General features: G+C 61.5%; 15 protein-coding genes. 8 read left to right on the top strand and 7 right to left on the bottom strand.

What is annotated here, in order from left to right; translation table 11 throughout:
• The first annotated feature begins 14 nt into the window (after positions 1-14).
• The 7 genes from F8N36_RS05395 (at position 15) to ureG (ending at position 5,486) form a co-directional block, all read left to right on the top strand.
• Positions 15-1,088 (top strand): urease accessory protein UreD, encoded by a 1,074-nt coding sequence (locus tag F8N36_RS05395; protein ID WP_291331775.1) that lies wholly within the window; start codon positions 15-17, stop codon positions 1,086-1,088.
• Between the two features lie 42 nt (positions 1,089-1,130).
• The gene (gene ureA / locus F8N36_RS05390) at positions 1,131-1,433 is read left to right on the top strand and encodes an urease subunit gamma (protein ID WP_291331774.1); all 303 of its coding nucleotides are present in this window, start codon (positions 1,131-1,133) and stop codon (positions 1,431-1,433) included.
• 62 nt (positions 1,434-1,495) lie between these two features.
• Positions 1,496-1,837, top strand: coding sequence for an urease subunit beta (locus F8N36_RS05385; protein WP_291331773.1), 342 nt, complete (start codon positions 1,496-1,498; stop codon positions 1,835-1,837).
• A complete protein-coding gene (gene ureC / locus F8N36_RS05380; protein WP_291331772.1) occupies positions 1,834-3,555 on the top strand; it encodes an urease subunit alpha in 1,722 nt (573 codons plus the stop codon). The genes F8N36_RS05385 and ureC overlap by 4 nt, the downstream gene beginning before the upstream one ends.
• 21 nt (positions 3,556-3,576) lie before the next feature.
• Positions 3,577-4,020: an urease accessory protein UreE gene (ureE, locus tag F8N36_RS05375; protein WP_291331771.1), complete on the top strand. Its 444-nt coding sequence runs from the start codon at positions 3,577-3,579 to the stop codon at positions 4,018-4,020.
• Entirely contained in the window at positions 4,013-4,852 is an 840-nt protein-coding gene (locus F8N36_RS05370; protein WP_291331770.1) for an urease accessory UreF family protein, read from the top strand. The genes ureE and F8N36_RS05370 overlap by 8 nt, the downstream gene beginning before the upstream one ends.
• Before the next feature lie 4 nt (positions 4,853-4,856).
• Positions 4,857-5,486, top strand: a complete 630-nt coding sequence (gene ureG / locus F8N36_RS05365; protein ID WP_291331769.1) for an urease accessory protein UreG — start codon at positions 4,857-4,859, stop codon at positions 5,484-5,486.
• Positions 5,487-5,589: 103 nt separating this feature from the next.
• Here the strand turns inward: ureG and prfA are convergent, their stop codons facing one another.
• The 3 genes from prfA to rpmE all read right to left on the bottom strand — a co-directional run bounded on the left by prfA (position 5,590) and on the right by rpmE (position 8,083).
• Entirely contained in the window at positions 5,590-6,660 is a 1,071-nt protein-coding gene (prfA, locus tag F8N36_RS05360) for a peptide chain release factor 1 (RefSeq protein WP_291331768.1), read from the bottom strand.
• Positions 6,661-6,786: 126 nt separating this feature from the next.
• Complete coding sequence (locus tag F8N36_RS05355; protein ID WP_291331791.1) at positions 6,787-7,701, bottom strand: DUF1385 domain-containing protein; 915 nt, start codon at positions 7,699-7,701, stop codon at positions 6,787-6,789.
• 169 nt (positions 7,702-7,870) lie between these two features.
• Positions 7,871-8,083 (bottom strand): 50S ribosomal protein L31, encoded by a 213-nt coding sequence (gene rpmE, locus F8N36_RS05350; protein WP_291331767.1) that lies wholly within the window; start codon positions 8,081-8,083, stop codon positions 7,871-7,873.
• Between the two features lie 308 nt (positions 8,084-8,391).
• Here rpmE and F8N36_RS05345 point away from each other — a divergent pair, with 308 nt between their 5' ends.
• On the top strand, positions 8,392-9,156 hold the full coding sequence (locus tag F8N36_RS05345) for a TlyA family RNA methyltransferase (protein ID WP_291331766.1): 765 nt from the start codon (positions 8,392-8,394) through the stop codon (positions 9,154-9,156).
• Positions 9,157-9,169: 13 nt separating this feature from the next.
• Here the strand turns inward: F8N36_RS05345 and F8N36_RS05340 are convergent, their stop codons facing one another.
• The 4 genes from F8N36_RS05340 to F8N36_RS05325 form a co-directional block, all read right to left on the bottom strand.
• A complete protein-coding gene (locus F8N36_RS05340) occupies positions 9,170-10,414 on the bottom strand; it encodes a DNA polymerase IV (RefSeq protein ID WP_291331765.1) in 1,245 nt (414 codons plus the stop codon).
• A 184-nt stretch (positions 10,415-10,598) separates the two neighbouring features.
• Positions 10,599-12,287 (bottom strand): cation:proton antiporter, encoded by a 1,689-nt coding sequence (locus F8N36_RS05335; RefSeq protein WP_291331764.1) that lies wholly within the window; start codon positions 12,285-12,287, stop codon positions 10,599-10,601.
• Between the two features lie 57 nt (positions 12,288-12,344).
• Complete coding sequence (locus F8N36_RS05330; RefSeq protein WP_291331763.1) at positions 12,345-12,758, bottom strand: secondary thiamine-phosphate synthase enzyme YjbQ; 414 nt, start codon at positions 12,756-12,758, stop codon at positions 12,345-12,347.
• Positions 12,759-12,765: 7 nt separating this feature from the next.
• Positions 12,766-13,861, bottom strand: a 1,096-nt coding sequence (locus F8N36_RS05325) for an ATP-grasp domain-containing protein (protein ID WP_291331762.1), incomplete at its 5' end; no start/stop codon positions are given.

Below are 13,861 nucleotides of genomic sequence, written 5' to 3'. Positions count from 1 at the left end.
TACAAGGAAACAGCATGTCGCACAGCACCCTTGCCCAAACCGCCACACAGCCCCCCCACGGCCACTGCTTTACCGCGGAACGCCGCTGGAGCGCGCGCATGGAGCTGGATTTCGCCGTGCGGCAGGGGCGCACCACCCTTGCGAAAATGCAGTTCAGCGGCCCCTTGCGGGTGCAGCGGCCCTTCTACCCGGAATCTGCCCCCACAGCGGCACCTGGGCGGGCGCAGGCATCACAGCCCTGCCACTGCTGCCTGCTGCACCCGCCGGGCGGCCTTGTGAGCGGAGACGACCTGAGCCTCGACATACGGCTGGAACAAGGTGCACACACCCTGCTCACTGCGCCCTCGGCCTCCAAGTTTTACGCGGCTGATTCGCACAATGTGGCCCAGCGCCAGACCAACGACCTGCGCGTTGCGGGCGGCCTGCTGGAATGGCTGCCGCGCGAAACCATCGTCTACGACGGCGCACGGGCCGAAATGCGCACCTCGGTTGAGCTCGACACCGCCAGTGCCTGCATCGGCTGGGAGATGATCTGCCTTGGCCGCCCTGCTGCAGGAGAAACATTCACCACTGGCAGCGTGCGCCAAAGTCTGTGCGTGAGCCGTGGGGGCGTGCCCCTGCTGCACGAACTGCTGCGCCTTGAGGGCGGCGATGCCTTACAGATGGGCGCATGCGGGCTGGGCGGTCAGGCTGTGGCTGCCACACTGTTTGCCGTTGGGCGCGGGCATGCCTGTGGCGAGCCTGCCAACGGCCACACAGAACAGGCCGAGCGTGATCTTGCGGCGCTGGAAGGCTGCTGCACAACCCTGCAAGACATGCTTGCCCCTGCTGAAAATTTTGACGATACACCCGCCGGGGCAGACCCTGCGGGCACAGACACTTCCGTCCATGTCAGGCCCGTTCCCCTTTCTGCCCTTACGGGGGAACGGGCCGGGGCAACCGTGCGCGGCGGAGTGCTCATTGTGCGCTACCTCGGCCCAGACATGGAAGAAGCTCGCAACCTGCTGATTACAGCCTGGAACCTTCTGCGACCTGCGCTTACCGGCTGCCCACCGCACATGCCCCGCATATGGTACGGAGCTTTTTGATTCAAGGAACCTGTGCGACATACCGCATACACTGGAGGCATCATGGAACTTTTGCCCAGAGAGAAAGACAAGCTGCTGCTCTTTACCGCCGGCCTGCTGGCCGAACGGCGCAAGGCGCGGGGCCTCAAGCTCAATTATCCCGAGGCCGTGGCCTACATAAGCCTTGCCGTGCTTGAAGGCGCGCGCGACGGCCAAAGCGTGGCCGAGCTCATGGGTGCATGCCGCAACCTGCTCACACGCGAAGACGTTATGGACGGCGTGCCCGAGATGATCCACGAGGTTCAGGTGGAGGCCACATTTCCCGACGGCACAAAACTTGTGACCGTACACGACCCCATTCTGTAACCAGGGCAACTACGGCCCATAGGCAACACTCACGGCAAACCACGCAGACACAAGGGGGATGCATGATTCCCGGTGAATTCCATATTGCAGAGGGCGAGATAACCCTCAACGCGCTTTCTGAAGGACTCGAGGTTGTGCTGGAAGTTTCCAACACTGGCGACAGGCCCATTCAGGTGGGCTCGCACTACCATTTTTACGAGGTCAACCCCGCCCTCACCTTTGCCCGGGAATCCGCACGCGGCATGCGCCTCGACATACCCGCCGGAACCGCTGTGCGCTTTGAGCCGGGCCAGAAGCGCGAGGTACGCCTTGTGCCCTATGCCGGGTCACGGCGCGTGTTCGGATTTCGCGGTCAGATCATGGGGCCGCTTGATGCCAGTGCCCCCAGGGAGGAAAAAGCATGATCCACATTCCCAGAAGCCAGTATGCCGAACTATACGGCCCCACCACCGGCGACCGCATCCGCCTTGCAGATACGGAACTGTGGATCGAAATTGAGCGCGACCACACCGTCTACGGCGACGAGGTGTGCTTTGGTGGCGGCAAGGTCATTCGCGACGGCATGGGTCAGAGCCAGATCAGCAATGCCGACGGTGCCATGGACACGGTCATCACCAATGCCATCATCATGGATGCGGCACTGGGCATCATCAAGGCCGATCTGGGCATCCGCGATGGCCGCATCGCCGCCATCGGCAAGGCTGGCAACCCCGATGTGCAACCCGACGTGGACGTGATCATCGGCCCCGGCACAGAAATCATTGCAGGTGAGGGCTGCCTGCTCACCGCTGGCGGCATGGATTCGCACATCCACTTTATCTGCCCGCAGCAGGTGGAAGAAGCCCTTGCCAGCGGCATCACCACCATGCTGGGCGGCGGCACCGGCCCGGCCACCGGTACCAATGCCACAACCTGCACGCCCGGCCCGTGGCATCTGGAACGCATGCTGGCCGCCACAGATGCCCTGCCCATGAACTTTGGCTTTTTGGGCAAGGGCAACGCCGCCCTGCCCGATTCGCTGCGCGAACAGCTTGAGGCCGGGGCCTGCGGCCTGAAACTGCACGAAGACTGGGGCACAACCCCGGCTGCCATTGATACCTGCCTTACGGTGGCCGACGAATACGACGTGCAGGTGGCGATCCACACAGACACCCTCAACGAGGGCGGCTTTGTGGAAGACACGCTGGCGGCCTTCGGTGGCCGCACCATCCACACCTACCATACGGAAGGTGCCGGCGGCGGCCATGCGCCCGACATCCTGCGGGCCTGCTCCCTGCCCAACGTGCTGCCCTCTTCCACCAACCCCACCCGGCCCTACACGGTCAACACGGTGGACGAGCACCTGGACATGCTCATGGTCTGCCATCACCTTAACCCTTCCCTGCCCGAAGACGCGGCCTTTGCCGATTCGCGCATCCGGCGCGAAACCATTGCCGCAGAGGATATTTTGCAGGACATGGGCGTCATATCCATGATTTCGTCCGACTCGCAGGCCATGGGCCGCGTGGGCGAGGTCATCACCCGCGCGTGGCAGACCGCCCACAAGATGAAGGTGCAGCGAGGCCCCCTGCCCGAAGATCGTGGCCGTGGCAACGACAACTTTCGCGTGCGGCGGTACCTGGCCAAGTACACCTGCAATCCGGCTGTCACCCACGGGCTTTCGCACGCCATCGGCGCTGTGGCCCCCGGCCTGCTGGCCGACCTTGTGCTGTGGAAGCCTGCTTTTTTTGGCGTAAAGCCCTCGCTTGTCATCAAGGGCGGGCAGATCGCCGCCGCGCCCATGGGCGATGCCAATGCCTCCATACCCACGCCCCAGCCCATGCACTACCGGCCCATGTTTGGCGCGTTGGGGCAGGCTGCGGCGGCCGCCAGCCTGAGCTTTGTTTCGCGCGCTTTCATGGAAAACGGCGGCGAAGGACGGCTACGCGAGCTTGGCCTGCTGCGCGGGCTTTCGTCCTGCCGGGGTACGCGCACCCTGTGCAAGGGCGACCTGTTGCTCAACAGCGCAACTCCCGCCATTTCTGTTAACCCGCAAACCTACGAGGTTCGCGCCGACGGCGAAATTCTCACCTGCGCACCGGCGGAGGTTCTGCCTCTGGCGCAGCGGTACTTTCTCTTTTAGGCAACAATCCAAGGAGCGGCCATGCTGGAATTTACCGAAAACATGGGGCAGCGCACCAATCTGGAGCCCACGGGCACCCTCACTCTTACGTGGGAGCAGCGCGGCAAATGCCGCCAGCGCCTGCGGCTGGACAATGGTGAGGAAGCAGGCCTGTTTCTCACACGCGGGCAGGTGCTGCGCGACGGAGATATTCTGCGGGCCGGGGAAGTACTCGCCGTGGTGCGCAACGCGGCCGAACCCGTGGTGACGGGCATTGCCCCCAACTGGGAAACGCTGGCACGTGCCTGCTACCACATTGGTAACCGCCATGCGGCCCTGCAGCTGGGGCACAAGTGGCTGCGCTTCATGCCCGATCACGTACTTGAGGAGCTGGCGGAAAACCTTGGTCTGCGCCTGCGCTACGAAAGCCAGCCCTTTGTACCCGAAGGCGGCGCATACGGCGGGCATGGCCACAGCCATGGCTGAACTGACAGCGGACAGACCCCACGCTCTACCAGAAATTCTGGCAGAGACTCTGGCAGACTGCCCTCAAGGGCAGCACTGGCAGCCTGAAGGCCGTGCCTGCGGGCGCGCCGCATGGCTCGGGCCGGATTTAGGCCTTACCGCCCTGCTCTATCTGGCTGGGCAATCCCTGCCTGTGGGCGGTTTTGCATGGTCGCAGGGGCTGGCAGCAGCGGTGGAGCGCGGCCACGCTGGCACTGCCGAGGGCGTGCGCCGCTGGCTGTGGGGCGTGCTGCGGCTGGGGCTTGCCCGCAACGACCTGCCCCTGTTGCTGCGCATGCACGCCGCCGCCCACAATGCCGATGCCGCCGCCCTCTCCCGCTGGAATGCCCTGATGCTTGCCGGGCGCGAAAGCCGCGAGCTGTGGCAGGAAGAAACACAGATGGGTCGGGCCTTGCGCCGCATTTTGCACGACCAGAACCTGCTGCCGGGCTGGCCCCTGCCCGACAACATTGGCTACACGGCATGCTTTGCGCTTGCCGCAGTCATTCTTGACCAGCATGCGCGCAGCACGCAGCCTTTTTGCGACCCTGCCGCCCAGCAGCGCGCGGCGGCCAACACAGCTTGCGCCTATGTGTGGAGCTGGTTGCAAAATCAGGTGGCGGTGGCCTGCAAAACCGTACCGCTTGGCCAGACTGCGGCGCAAAAACTGCTGTTGGAGTTTATGCCCGCAGTGCCGCAAATAGTAGCTCAGGCCACGGCCCTGCCCGATGAAGACATTGGCTCGAGCCTGCCGGGGCTTGCCCTGTGCAGCGCTGGCCACGAACGACAGTATTCCCGACTTTTCAGGAGCTAACGAAATGAACAACAGACCCTGTTTGCGAGTGGGCGTTGGCGGCCCGGTGGGCTCAGGCAAAACGGCCCTTCTGCGCCACCTGTGCATGCGTCTTCGCAAGCATTACAACATGGCCGTTGTCACCAACGACATCTATACCCGCGAAGATGCAGAATTTCTGCTGCGGCACAATGCCCTTGAATCTGACCGTATCATCGGTGTGGAAACAGGTGGCTGCCCGCATACCGCCATACGCGAAGACGCTTCCATGAACATTCAGGCCATCGAAGAACTTCAGGCCCGTCACGAGGGGCTCGAACTGGTGCTGGTGGAGAGCGGCGGCGACAACCTTTCCGCCACCTTCAGCCCGGAGCTGGCCGACCTTACCATCTATGTTATTGACGTGAGCGGCGGTGACAAGATCCCCCGCAAGGGCGGCCCCGGCATTACCAAGTCTGACCTGCTCATCATCAACAAGGTTGACCTTGCGCCCATGGTGCACGCCTCGCTTGATGTCATGGAGCGGGACACGCGGCGCATGCGCGGCGAACGCCCCTATGTGCTCACCGAGATGCTTTCTGGTGCTGGCATTGAAGCCGTCATTGCCTTTATCATCCGCGAGGGTATGTTGCGCCCCATGGATAAAGCCGTCTAGCCTCTGCCCCGGCACGGCCATCTTGCCCTGCTGACGCAAAAAGCCCGCATAGAACTATGCGGGCTTTTTATATTTCTGTCTGTGGGGCTGTTTGCCCGGCAACCTAGTCTGAGGCCTGGGCCTTGAGCGCCTCGGCCTGCGCCGCCGTGCTCAGGGCTTCCACCAGCGGCTGGATTTCGCCTTCCATGATGCGCTCAAGAGAATACAGGGTCAGGTTGATACGGTGGTCGGTGCAACGACCCTGCGGGAAGTTGTAGGTACGTATACGTTCGGAACGGTCGCCCGAACCTACCTGCGACTTGCGGTCAGCGGAAATTTCGGAATTATAGCGTTCGCGCTCAGCGGCCAGAATACGCGAGGCCAGAACCTTCATGGCGCGGGCCTTGTTCTTGTGCTGCGAGCGTTCGTCCTGACAGGTAACAACGGTATTGGTGGGCAGGTGGGTGATGCGCACCGCCGATTCCGTCTTGTTAACGTGCTGGCCGCCAGCGCCGGAAGCGCGGTAAATATCGATGCGCAGGTCTTCGGGCCGGATTTCCACGTCCACTTCTTCCGCTTCGGGCATGACGGCCACGGTGGCGGCAGAGGTATGGATGCGGCCCTGTGCCTCGGTGGCGGGCACGCGCTGCACGCGGTGGGTGCCTGCCTCAAACTTGAGCTGGCTATACACCTTGGTGCCGCTGATAAGGCAGATAACTTCCTTGAGGCCGCCCGATTCAGAGGGCGATTCGCTCATGAGTTCGACCTTCCAGCCCTTTACTTCGGCAAAGCGCGAATACATGCGGAACAGGTCGGCGGCAAACAGGGCCGCTTCTTCGCCGCCCGTACCGGCGCGAATTTCAAGAATAGTGTTCTTTTCGTCCAGCGGGTCCTTGGGCAGGAGCATGAGCTTGAGCTCCTGCTCCACTTCGGGCAGCTCGGATTCGATGCGGCGCAGATCTTCCTGCGCCAGCTCGCGCATTTCCGGGTCTTCGTCGCGCAGCAGCTGCTTGTTTTCGGCCTGCTCCTGCAAAAGAGCCCTGTGGCGGCGGTACATTTCCACAATTTCGCGCAGGTCGGCATGGGCCTTGGTAAGCTTGCGGTAGTGTTCCTGATCGTTGAACACGTCGGGCTCGGCCAGAGAGTGCTCCAGCTCGATGAACTTCTTTTCCAGACCTTCCAATTTGGCGAACATATGGTGTCTCCAACACGCTGTGGGCGGAAAAAACTGATATGACGGGCGCTCTCCAGCCGCAAGGCCGCAACGCTCCGCCTTGCCGCACACCCGCCGCAGTTGCGGCAGCCAGCACGGCAAAAAAGGCTATTCTGTGGTGTAGTCTACCGTGCGCACCCTTGCGCCGTCTTGCGGACCAAGGGCTTCGCGCAGGGCCACCACGGCCACCTCCACCTGGCTTTCGTCAGGTTCGTAGGTGGTCAGCCGCTGCAAGGCAAGACCGGGGGCGCGCAAAATTGTTGCCAGAAAGCCCTCGGGCAGCTTGGCCGCGTAGCGGATAAGCTCGTAGGCCAGTGCGCTGATGGGAACCATCAGCAGCAGCTTTACGGCAATGGTAAGGGCGTGCTTGGCCACTTCGCCCTGCGGCGTGTAGAGGCTCAGCATCAGGGGAACCAGCACCGCGTGCAGCAGTATGGAAATACTGATGACAAACAGCAGAAACGTGGTTCCGCAGCGCGGGTGCAAACGGCTTTTGCCCATGGCGGCGGCAGCGTCCACATCACCACCGGCCTCATAGGCATGGATGGTTTTGTGTTCTGCCCCATGGTACTGAAAAACACGGCGAATATCAGGCACATACGAAATGGCCTTGATATACCCCATGAAGATGCAGCACTTGAAAAAGCCGTCCCACAGATGGAACGAAAGCCCTTCAACGTCGCCGCCCACGCGCAGCCACATCATGCCCAGCGAGAGCAGATGCGGCACAACGACAAAAAGCCCCACTGCCATCAGCAAGGCCATGATGAGCGTGAGCACCAGATGCCAGCCAGAGATTTCCTCCTGCTCGCTCTGGGCCACCGCCTCAACCGAGCGGTTAAGCGCCTTGATGCCGTTGACCAGGGTTTCCAGCAGCACGGGAAACCCGCGCACAAAGGGCTTTTTGAGCCAGGAGCTACGGGTAAGCGAAAACCACGGGCAGCGCATGGCACGAATGACGCCGTCGGCCTGGCGAACCGCCAGTCCGTAGACATCACCGTGGCGCATCATCACGCCTTCCATGACGGCCTGCCCGCCCACCGGGGCGCATTCCGCATTCAAAAGAGCGAGGGCAAGCCGCAACACACCGCTCGCGCGCTTGGCGCGCGGCGCGATTTGCTGCAAGCCTGCCCGCCGCGAACTTTCGGGCGTCATGCCAGAGCTGGAATCCCGGTAAAGGCCCGACCCTTGCTTACTTCTGGTCAAACTTGGCGTACTTCTTGCGGAAGCGGTCAATACGACCAGCGGTGTCAAGAAAACGCTGCTTGCCGGTGAAGAAAGGATGGCAAGCGGAGCAAACTTCCACGTTGACCTGTTCGGCCTTGGTGGAGAGCACGTGCTCTTCATTGCCGCAAGCGCAGGTGATGGTGGCGTTGAACACTTTGGGATGGATATCATTTTTCATGGCAGCTACCTCGTGAACGCGGCATAATCCGGCTTTTAGAGCATTGCGGACGCCCGCGCGTTTTACCCTTGGCGCGGCGTATTGCCGCACAAGGGCAAGCTATATAGCCCTCTTTTACGGCTTTGGCAAGTACGCGGGGCGGGGTTAGATATAAATGGCACGGTCAATGTACCGCCCGTTACCTCGGGGTTTTGGCCTACCGACCCTGCTGTAAAAAATTTTATCTGATTTTTCAGCATTATATACTTCCTAACAGCACAGAACGCGCCCTGCTTGTGGTCAACGCGGCAAGCAGCTATAAGACCCCCATGCCTAAATCACCCAGACAACGCGCCGACCAGCTGGTCTTTGAGCAGGGGCTCGCCGAAAGCCGCGAGCAGGCCCGCCGCCTCATCATGGCGGGCAAGATCATACTTGAGCAGACGGTGCCCGGTGCTCCGCCGCAGGTTGTTCCCAAGCCGGGGCACCCTTTTGCCGCCGATACGGTCTTTGCCCTGCTGGAACCGGAACGCTACGTGAGCCGCGGCGCATACAAGTTGCTGACCATTCTTGAGCATTTCAGGCTCGATGTCACCGGCTTTGTGTGCCTTGATGCCGGGGCCTCTACTGGCGGGTTTACCGACTGCCTGCTGCAAAGGGGCGCAAGCCGCGTCTACGCCGTGGATGTGGGCAAAAATCAGCTGCACGAACGCCTGCGCGCCGACGAGCGGGTAGTGAACCTTGAAGGCGTAAACCTGCGCCATGCAGACCAGAGCCTTATTCCCGAAATGGTCGACCTTGTGGTGGCGGATGTTTCCTTTATCTCGCTGACCCTGGTGCTGCCCTCGTGCATGCCGTGGCTCAAACCCGGCGGCATGCTGGCCACGCTTATCAAGCCGCAGTTCGAGCTTGGGCCCGGCGAAACCGTAAAGGGCGTGGTGCGCGATGAAGCGGCCCGCCAGCGCGCCGTGGACAAGATCATGCTCTTCACCCAGGGCAACCTGGGCCTTGAATGCCAGGGAGTTCTGCCCGCAGCCATCAAGGGGCCCAAGGGCAATCAGGAATACATGGCCCTGTTTGCGCGGCAGAGCTAGCCTATAATACAGACTATTCCGTTTTTTCTCCGGAATTTTCAGTGCCATCGTCATCTGTGGTTGACGCGGCACTCTTTTTTTCCGCAGGGGTAAACAGCCGCCCGCGCTGCACGGCCTTGTTGCCAAAGCGGCTGCGCAGATCGTCCAGTGCGGCATCCAGCTTTTGCCGCCGCGCCTCTACCTGCGGGTCGAGCCCCTGCGTTACCGGCTTTACCGCACCCGGCAGCAGCAACTGGGCCACGGGCGCGTCAAAACCAGATACTCCAAGACCGATCAGCCGCACCGGCTGGGGCAATGGCAGCTCGCGCAACAGGTCGCAGCCCACATCAAAGATGGTTTCTGTAGCGTTGATACCCTCTGGCAGGCTGCGCGAACGGGTTATCTGGCTGAAATCGGTGTACTTTACCTTGAGCGTTACCGTGCGGCCACGGTAGCCGTGCCGTCGCAGCGAGGCCCCCACGCGTTCGGCATGGGCCAGCAGCATGCGCTGCAAAAACTCGCGGTCGCGGGTATCCTCGCCAAAGGTACATTCTGCACTTTCGCTCTTGGCGGCCCGTTCTATTTCGATACCGCGCGGGTCGCGTCCGTGCACACGCTCATAGAGCACCCCGCCCCACTTGCCGTACTTGCGCACCATGAAATCCTGGCTGTAGCGGCGTAGCTGCCCCACGGTGCGCACACCCAGACCCTGCAGGCTCTGCACCATGCGCTTGCCCACACCGGGAATCTTGCCCACTGGCAAGGTGGCCAGAAAGACGTCCACTTCTTCCTGCCGCAAAATGAACATGCCGTCTGGCTTGTTGATGTCCGAACAGATTTTGGCCAGAAACTTTACCGGCGCAACCCCGGCAGAGCAGGTAAGCCCCCCGGTGACCTCGCGCACGCGCTCCTTCATGCGCAAAACAAGCTCTTCAAGTGAGCCAAAAAGCCGCTCAAGCCCCGTTCCATCCACATAGGCCTCGTCCACGCTGGCCTGCTCCACAAGAGGCGAAAATTCACCAAGAGCGGCCATGATGGCCCGCGAAAGCTCGGAATAACGTGCGTACCGCCCCCGCACCACAATGGCCTGCGGGCAGAGCCTGCGGGCCGTGGCCATGGGCATGGCCGAATGCACGCCAAAAACCCGTGCCTCATACGAACAGGTGGAAACCACACCCCGCTGCTCGCCGCCCACAATAACGGGCTTGCCGCGCAGCGACGGGTCGTCCATCTGCTCTACCGATGCAAAAAAGGCATCCATGTCTATGTGAATAATCATGGCGATATTCGATGCTACAACGTACTAATCTAATTGTGGTTATCTTCGCTTAAAAAGATGGATTTTGTCCTCTGGCAAGAAAAAGCCCCGTTTCAGGACAGGGATAGTACATGCTGGTACAGCCCTGGACTGAAACGGGCCTTTGACGCAGTCCAGAGGACAAAAGACGCTTTTTAAACAAAGACTAGTCAAGCTTTTCGCGCACGCGTTCCAGCTCCGATTGCACATACGCCTCCGGCGCACCCGCAGAACGCAGCAGATATTCAGCCATGGCCAGCGCCACCTCGCGCTCGCCGCTGAAAACGGCATCCACGCCCGCATCGCGCAACGCCTTGGCCCCGCTCACAAAAGCGGTATGTGCCAGAATACGCGCGTGAGGGTTCACGGCACGTGCAATGTGGGTCACCTCGCCAGCGGGAATGCTCGCCGATGTCAGCAGCAGGGCCTCGGCCTTTTCAAGGCCCGCCTCGCGCAGCACCTCGGCCTGCATGGCATCACCGTGCACCACGGGCAGCCCCTCGCCGCGCAGTTGGCGCACAGTGTCGATGTTCATTTCCACCACAACGGGCTGTATGCTGCTGTGCTGTAAAATGCTGCAACAGCTGCGGCCCACGGGACCGTAACCCACCACCACAACGCGTGCGCGGCTGCCCTCGCCCGGCACAACAAGGCAGGCATCGTGCTCTGCATGGTCGCCGTGCTTGCGCTTTTCCCACCGCTGGGCCAGCTCCTTGGCCTTGCGGTAGAGCATGGGGTTGAGCGTGATGGAAATGATGGCCGCAGGAATAAGGGCATTGTTCACCCGCTGGTCAAAAACACCAAGGCTGATACCCAGCCCGGCGAGGATGAACGAAAATTCGCCAACCTGCGCCAGCGAGACCGCCACGGGCAGGCCCAGCTTAACGGGCCTGCGGAACAGGCTTGTCATCAGCAGCGCGCCCAGAGGCTTCACTACCATGATGACAAAGAGGGTCGCCAGCATAAGGGGCCAGTCCTGCGCCAGCGAGGCCGGGTCAAAGAGCATGCCTACCGACACAAAAAACAGCACGGCAAAGGCATCGCGCAGGGGTAGGGCCTCTGCTGCGGCACGGGCGCTGAACTCGGACTGCCCCACCACCATGCCAGCTAAAAACGCGCCCAGAGCCATGGAAGCGCCAAAAAATTCCGCAGCCGCCACGGCAATGCCAAGGGCCAGCGCCAGCACGGCAAGGGTGAACAGGTCGCGGGTTCCCGTGCGTGCCACATAACCCAAAAAGAGCGGAATCAGCTTTTGCCCGGCCACCAGGGTAAAGGCAGAGAGGGCGGCCAGCTTGAGCAGGGTCATGCCCAGCGCGCTCCAGAATTCGCCGCCCGGTGACAGAACCGAGGGCAGCAGCACCAGCAGCAGGATGGTAAAGATATCCTCTACCACCAGCCAGCCAAGGGCCACGTGCCCTGTGGGATTGTGCAGGTCGTGGTTGTCGGCCAGCACGCGGGTAAGCACCACGGTACTGGCCACGGCAATGGCCATGCCATACACCGCGCCCGAAAAAAAGCTGAAACCAAACAGGTGCAGCAGGCCCATGCTGGCGAGTGTTGCCAGCGAAATCTGCGCCACGGCACCGCCTGTGGCAATGGCCCCCACGGCCAGCAGGTCTTTGAGATGAAAATGCAGGCCCACGCCAAACATCAGCAGGATAACGCCAATTTCGGCACACTGGGCCGCTGTGGAGGCATCGGCCACAAAGCCGGGCGAATGCGGCCCCACAATGATGCCTGCCAGCAGGTAGCCCACAAGGGGCGAAAGACGCAGTTTCTGGGTAATGAATCCAAGAACCAGGGCGGCAGAAAGCCCCCCGGCAAGCGTGAGAATCAGATTTATGTCATGGGGCATGAACAGTGCTCCTTATGGGCCGTAAAAATGCGGGCCGCAGGCAGCTGAACGCCCAGATCAGTCTTCGGACTTCAACCATTGCAGCCACAGGGTGCGTCGGCGGGGGCCATCGCCCTCGCACAGATAAACAGATTGCCACGTGCCAAGGCACAGCTCGCCCTTTTCTACCAGCAGCAACAGCGAAGGCCCGTGCAGGGTTGTTTTGATGTGGGCATCGCTGTTGCCCTCGGCATGGCGGTAATCGCCGTGCTCTGGAGCAAGACGGCTGAAAAAGGCCAGCATGTCGCGCTTTACATCGGGGTCTGCACCTTCGTTGACCGTAAGGCCGCATGTGGTGTGCGGGCAAAACAGGGCCAGGGCTCCGCTCTGCCAGCGGCCACCGGCGGCCTTGCGGCGTACAAGCGAGCGCAGTTCCGCCGTTATGTCCACCATCTCGCAGCGGCTGCGGGTGCTTATTTCAAGATGTTCCACGGCTGCCTCAGCTTGTGAATTCCAGCAGGGTCGAGCCTGCGATGCGGTCCAGCTCCTGCCTTGCGTTTTCTGGCGTTTCGGTAAACAGAAAACCGAACAGGCCGTAGCGCGTAAAATCGCTTTTGCGCACGTGCAGCACGCGGCCAAAGCCCTTGCACAGCGCCTCGTAGTCAAAATGCTGTACTGGCGGGCAGTTGTCAGGCTTGTTAAGCACAATAAGAGTGTACAGCTTGCCCTCGCGGCCTTCCAGCACCTTGTCCCAGTCGGGCCGCCGCCCGTCCAGAAAACAGCCGTAAGAATGGAAACCCCAGGCAAACAGGGTTACGTCGGTGCAGCACCAGCCCGCGAAGCGCAGGGCATTGAATTCTATGGGGCGTATGCGGCCCTGAGCGTCGCGGCGCAGTTCCACATGGGTGGGAAAGTTGCGCAGCCCAAGCAGGGCGTTGACCTGGTTGAACCAGTCTTCAAATTCCGCAAGGTGCGCACGCACCACAGAGGCACCAGTGTAGTACAGGCGGTCGCTCACGTCCGAGGCAGAGGCAAATTCGTGCCGCAGGATATTGCAGATGACCGCCCGCCCCTGGGCGTCAAAGTACACGTCCACGGCGTATTCCTCGCCGTCGATGTATTCTTCGATAAGCCAGTCTTCGCTGTCCACCACACTGTCGGGGTACTGTTCGCGCCAGCTGGCGGCCTCGTGCTCAATGGCGGCCAGTGCCGCCTGCCAGTCGGCCCGGTCACGCACAATGCGCACCCCAAGGCTGAAAAAGCCCACGGAAGGCTTGACCACGCAGGGCAGGCGCAGCTCTTCAAAGGGCATGACGCGCAGGTCTGAAAGGCTGAGCCTGCGGTAAAAATAGTCACCGTAGAGGGGACGCAGCAGCTCGCGGGTCAGGGCCTTGTTCTTGAGCTTTTCAATGCTGCCCACAAGCTGGGGATTGTCCACATGCCCGCATACCCAGGCCAGCGAATTTTCTGAACAGGTGTAGATGCGCGGCGGCTCGGCGCCAGTCGAGCCTGCCTTGCACATGGCCGCAAATTCGGCTTCGGGCACAAGGTTAAGGGGCTCAGCCCCTGAAAGCGCGCGGGCGCGGGACAAGTCC

Source organism: Desulfovibrio sp. (assembly GCF_009712225.1).
GTDB lineage: Bacteria > Desulfobacterota > Desulfovibrionia > Desulfovibrionales > Desulfovibrionaceae > Desulfovibrio.
Note: the sequence above shows the minus strand (reverse complement) of the source record. Positions and strands in the feature narration are given on the sequence as shown.

Coding starts and splice junctions, on each gene's coding strand:
- F8N36_RS05395 (WP_291331775.1), top strand. CDS start 15: ATGTCGCACAGCACCCTTGCCCAAACCGCCACACAGCCCCCCCACGGC.
- ureA (WP_291331774.1), top strand. CDS start 1,131: ATGGAACTTTTGCCCAGAGAGAAAGACAAGCTGCTGCTCTTTACCGCC.
- F8N36_RS05385 (WP_291331773.1), top strand. CDS start 1,496: ATGATTCCCGGTGAATTCCATATTGCAGAGGGCGAGATAACCCTCAAC.
- ureC (WP_291331772.1), top strand. CDS start 1,834: ATGATCCACATTCCCAGAAGCCAGTATGCCGAACTATACGGCCCCACC.
- ureE (WP_291331771.1), top strand. CDS start 3,577: ATGCTGGAATTTACCGAAAACATGGGGCAGCGCACCAATCTGGAGCCC.
- F8N36_RS05370 (WP_291331770.1), top strand. CDS start 4,013: ATGGCTGAACTGACAGCGGACAGACCCCACGCTCTACCAGAAATTCTG.
- ureG (WP_291331769.1), top strand. CDS start 4,857: ATGAACAACAGACCCTGTTTGCGAGTGGGCGTTGGCGGCCCGGTGGGC.
- prfA (WP_291331768.1), bottom strand. CDS start 6,660: ATGTTCGCCAAATTGGAAGGTCTGGAAAAGAAGTTCATCGAGCTGGAG.
- F8N36_RS05355 (WP_291331791.1), bottom strand. CDS start 7,701: ATGGAAGGCGTGATGATGCGCCACGGTGATGTCTACGGACTGGCGGTT.
- rpmE (WP_291331767.1), bottom strand. CDS start 8,083: ATGAAAAATGATATCCATCCCAAAGTGTTCAACGCCACCATCACCTGC.
- F8N36_RS05345 (WP_291331766.1), top strand. CDS start 8,392: ATGCCTAAATCACCCAGACAACGCGCCGACCAGCTGGTCTTTGAGCAG.
- F8N36_RS05340 (WP_291331765.1), bottom strand. CDS start 10,414: ATGATTATTCACATAGACATGGATGCCTTTTTTGCATCGGTAGAGCAG.
- F8N36_RS05335 (WP_291331764.1), bottom strand. CDS start 12,287: ATGCCCCATGACATAAATCTGATTCTCACGCTTGCCGGGGGGCTTTCT.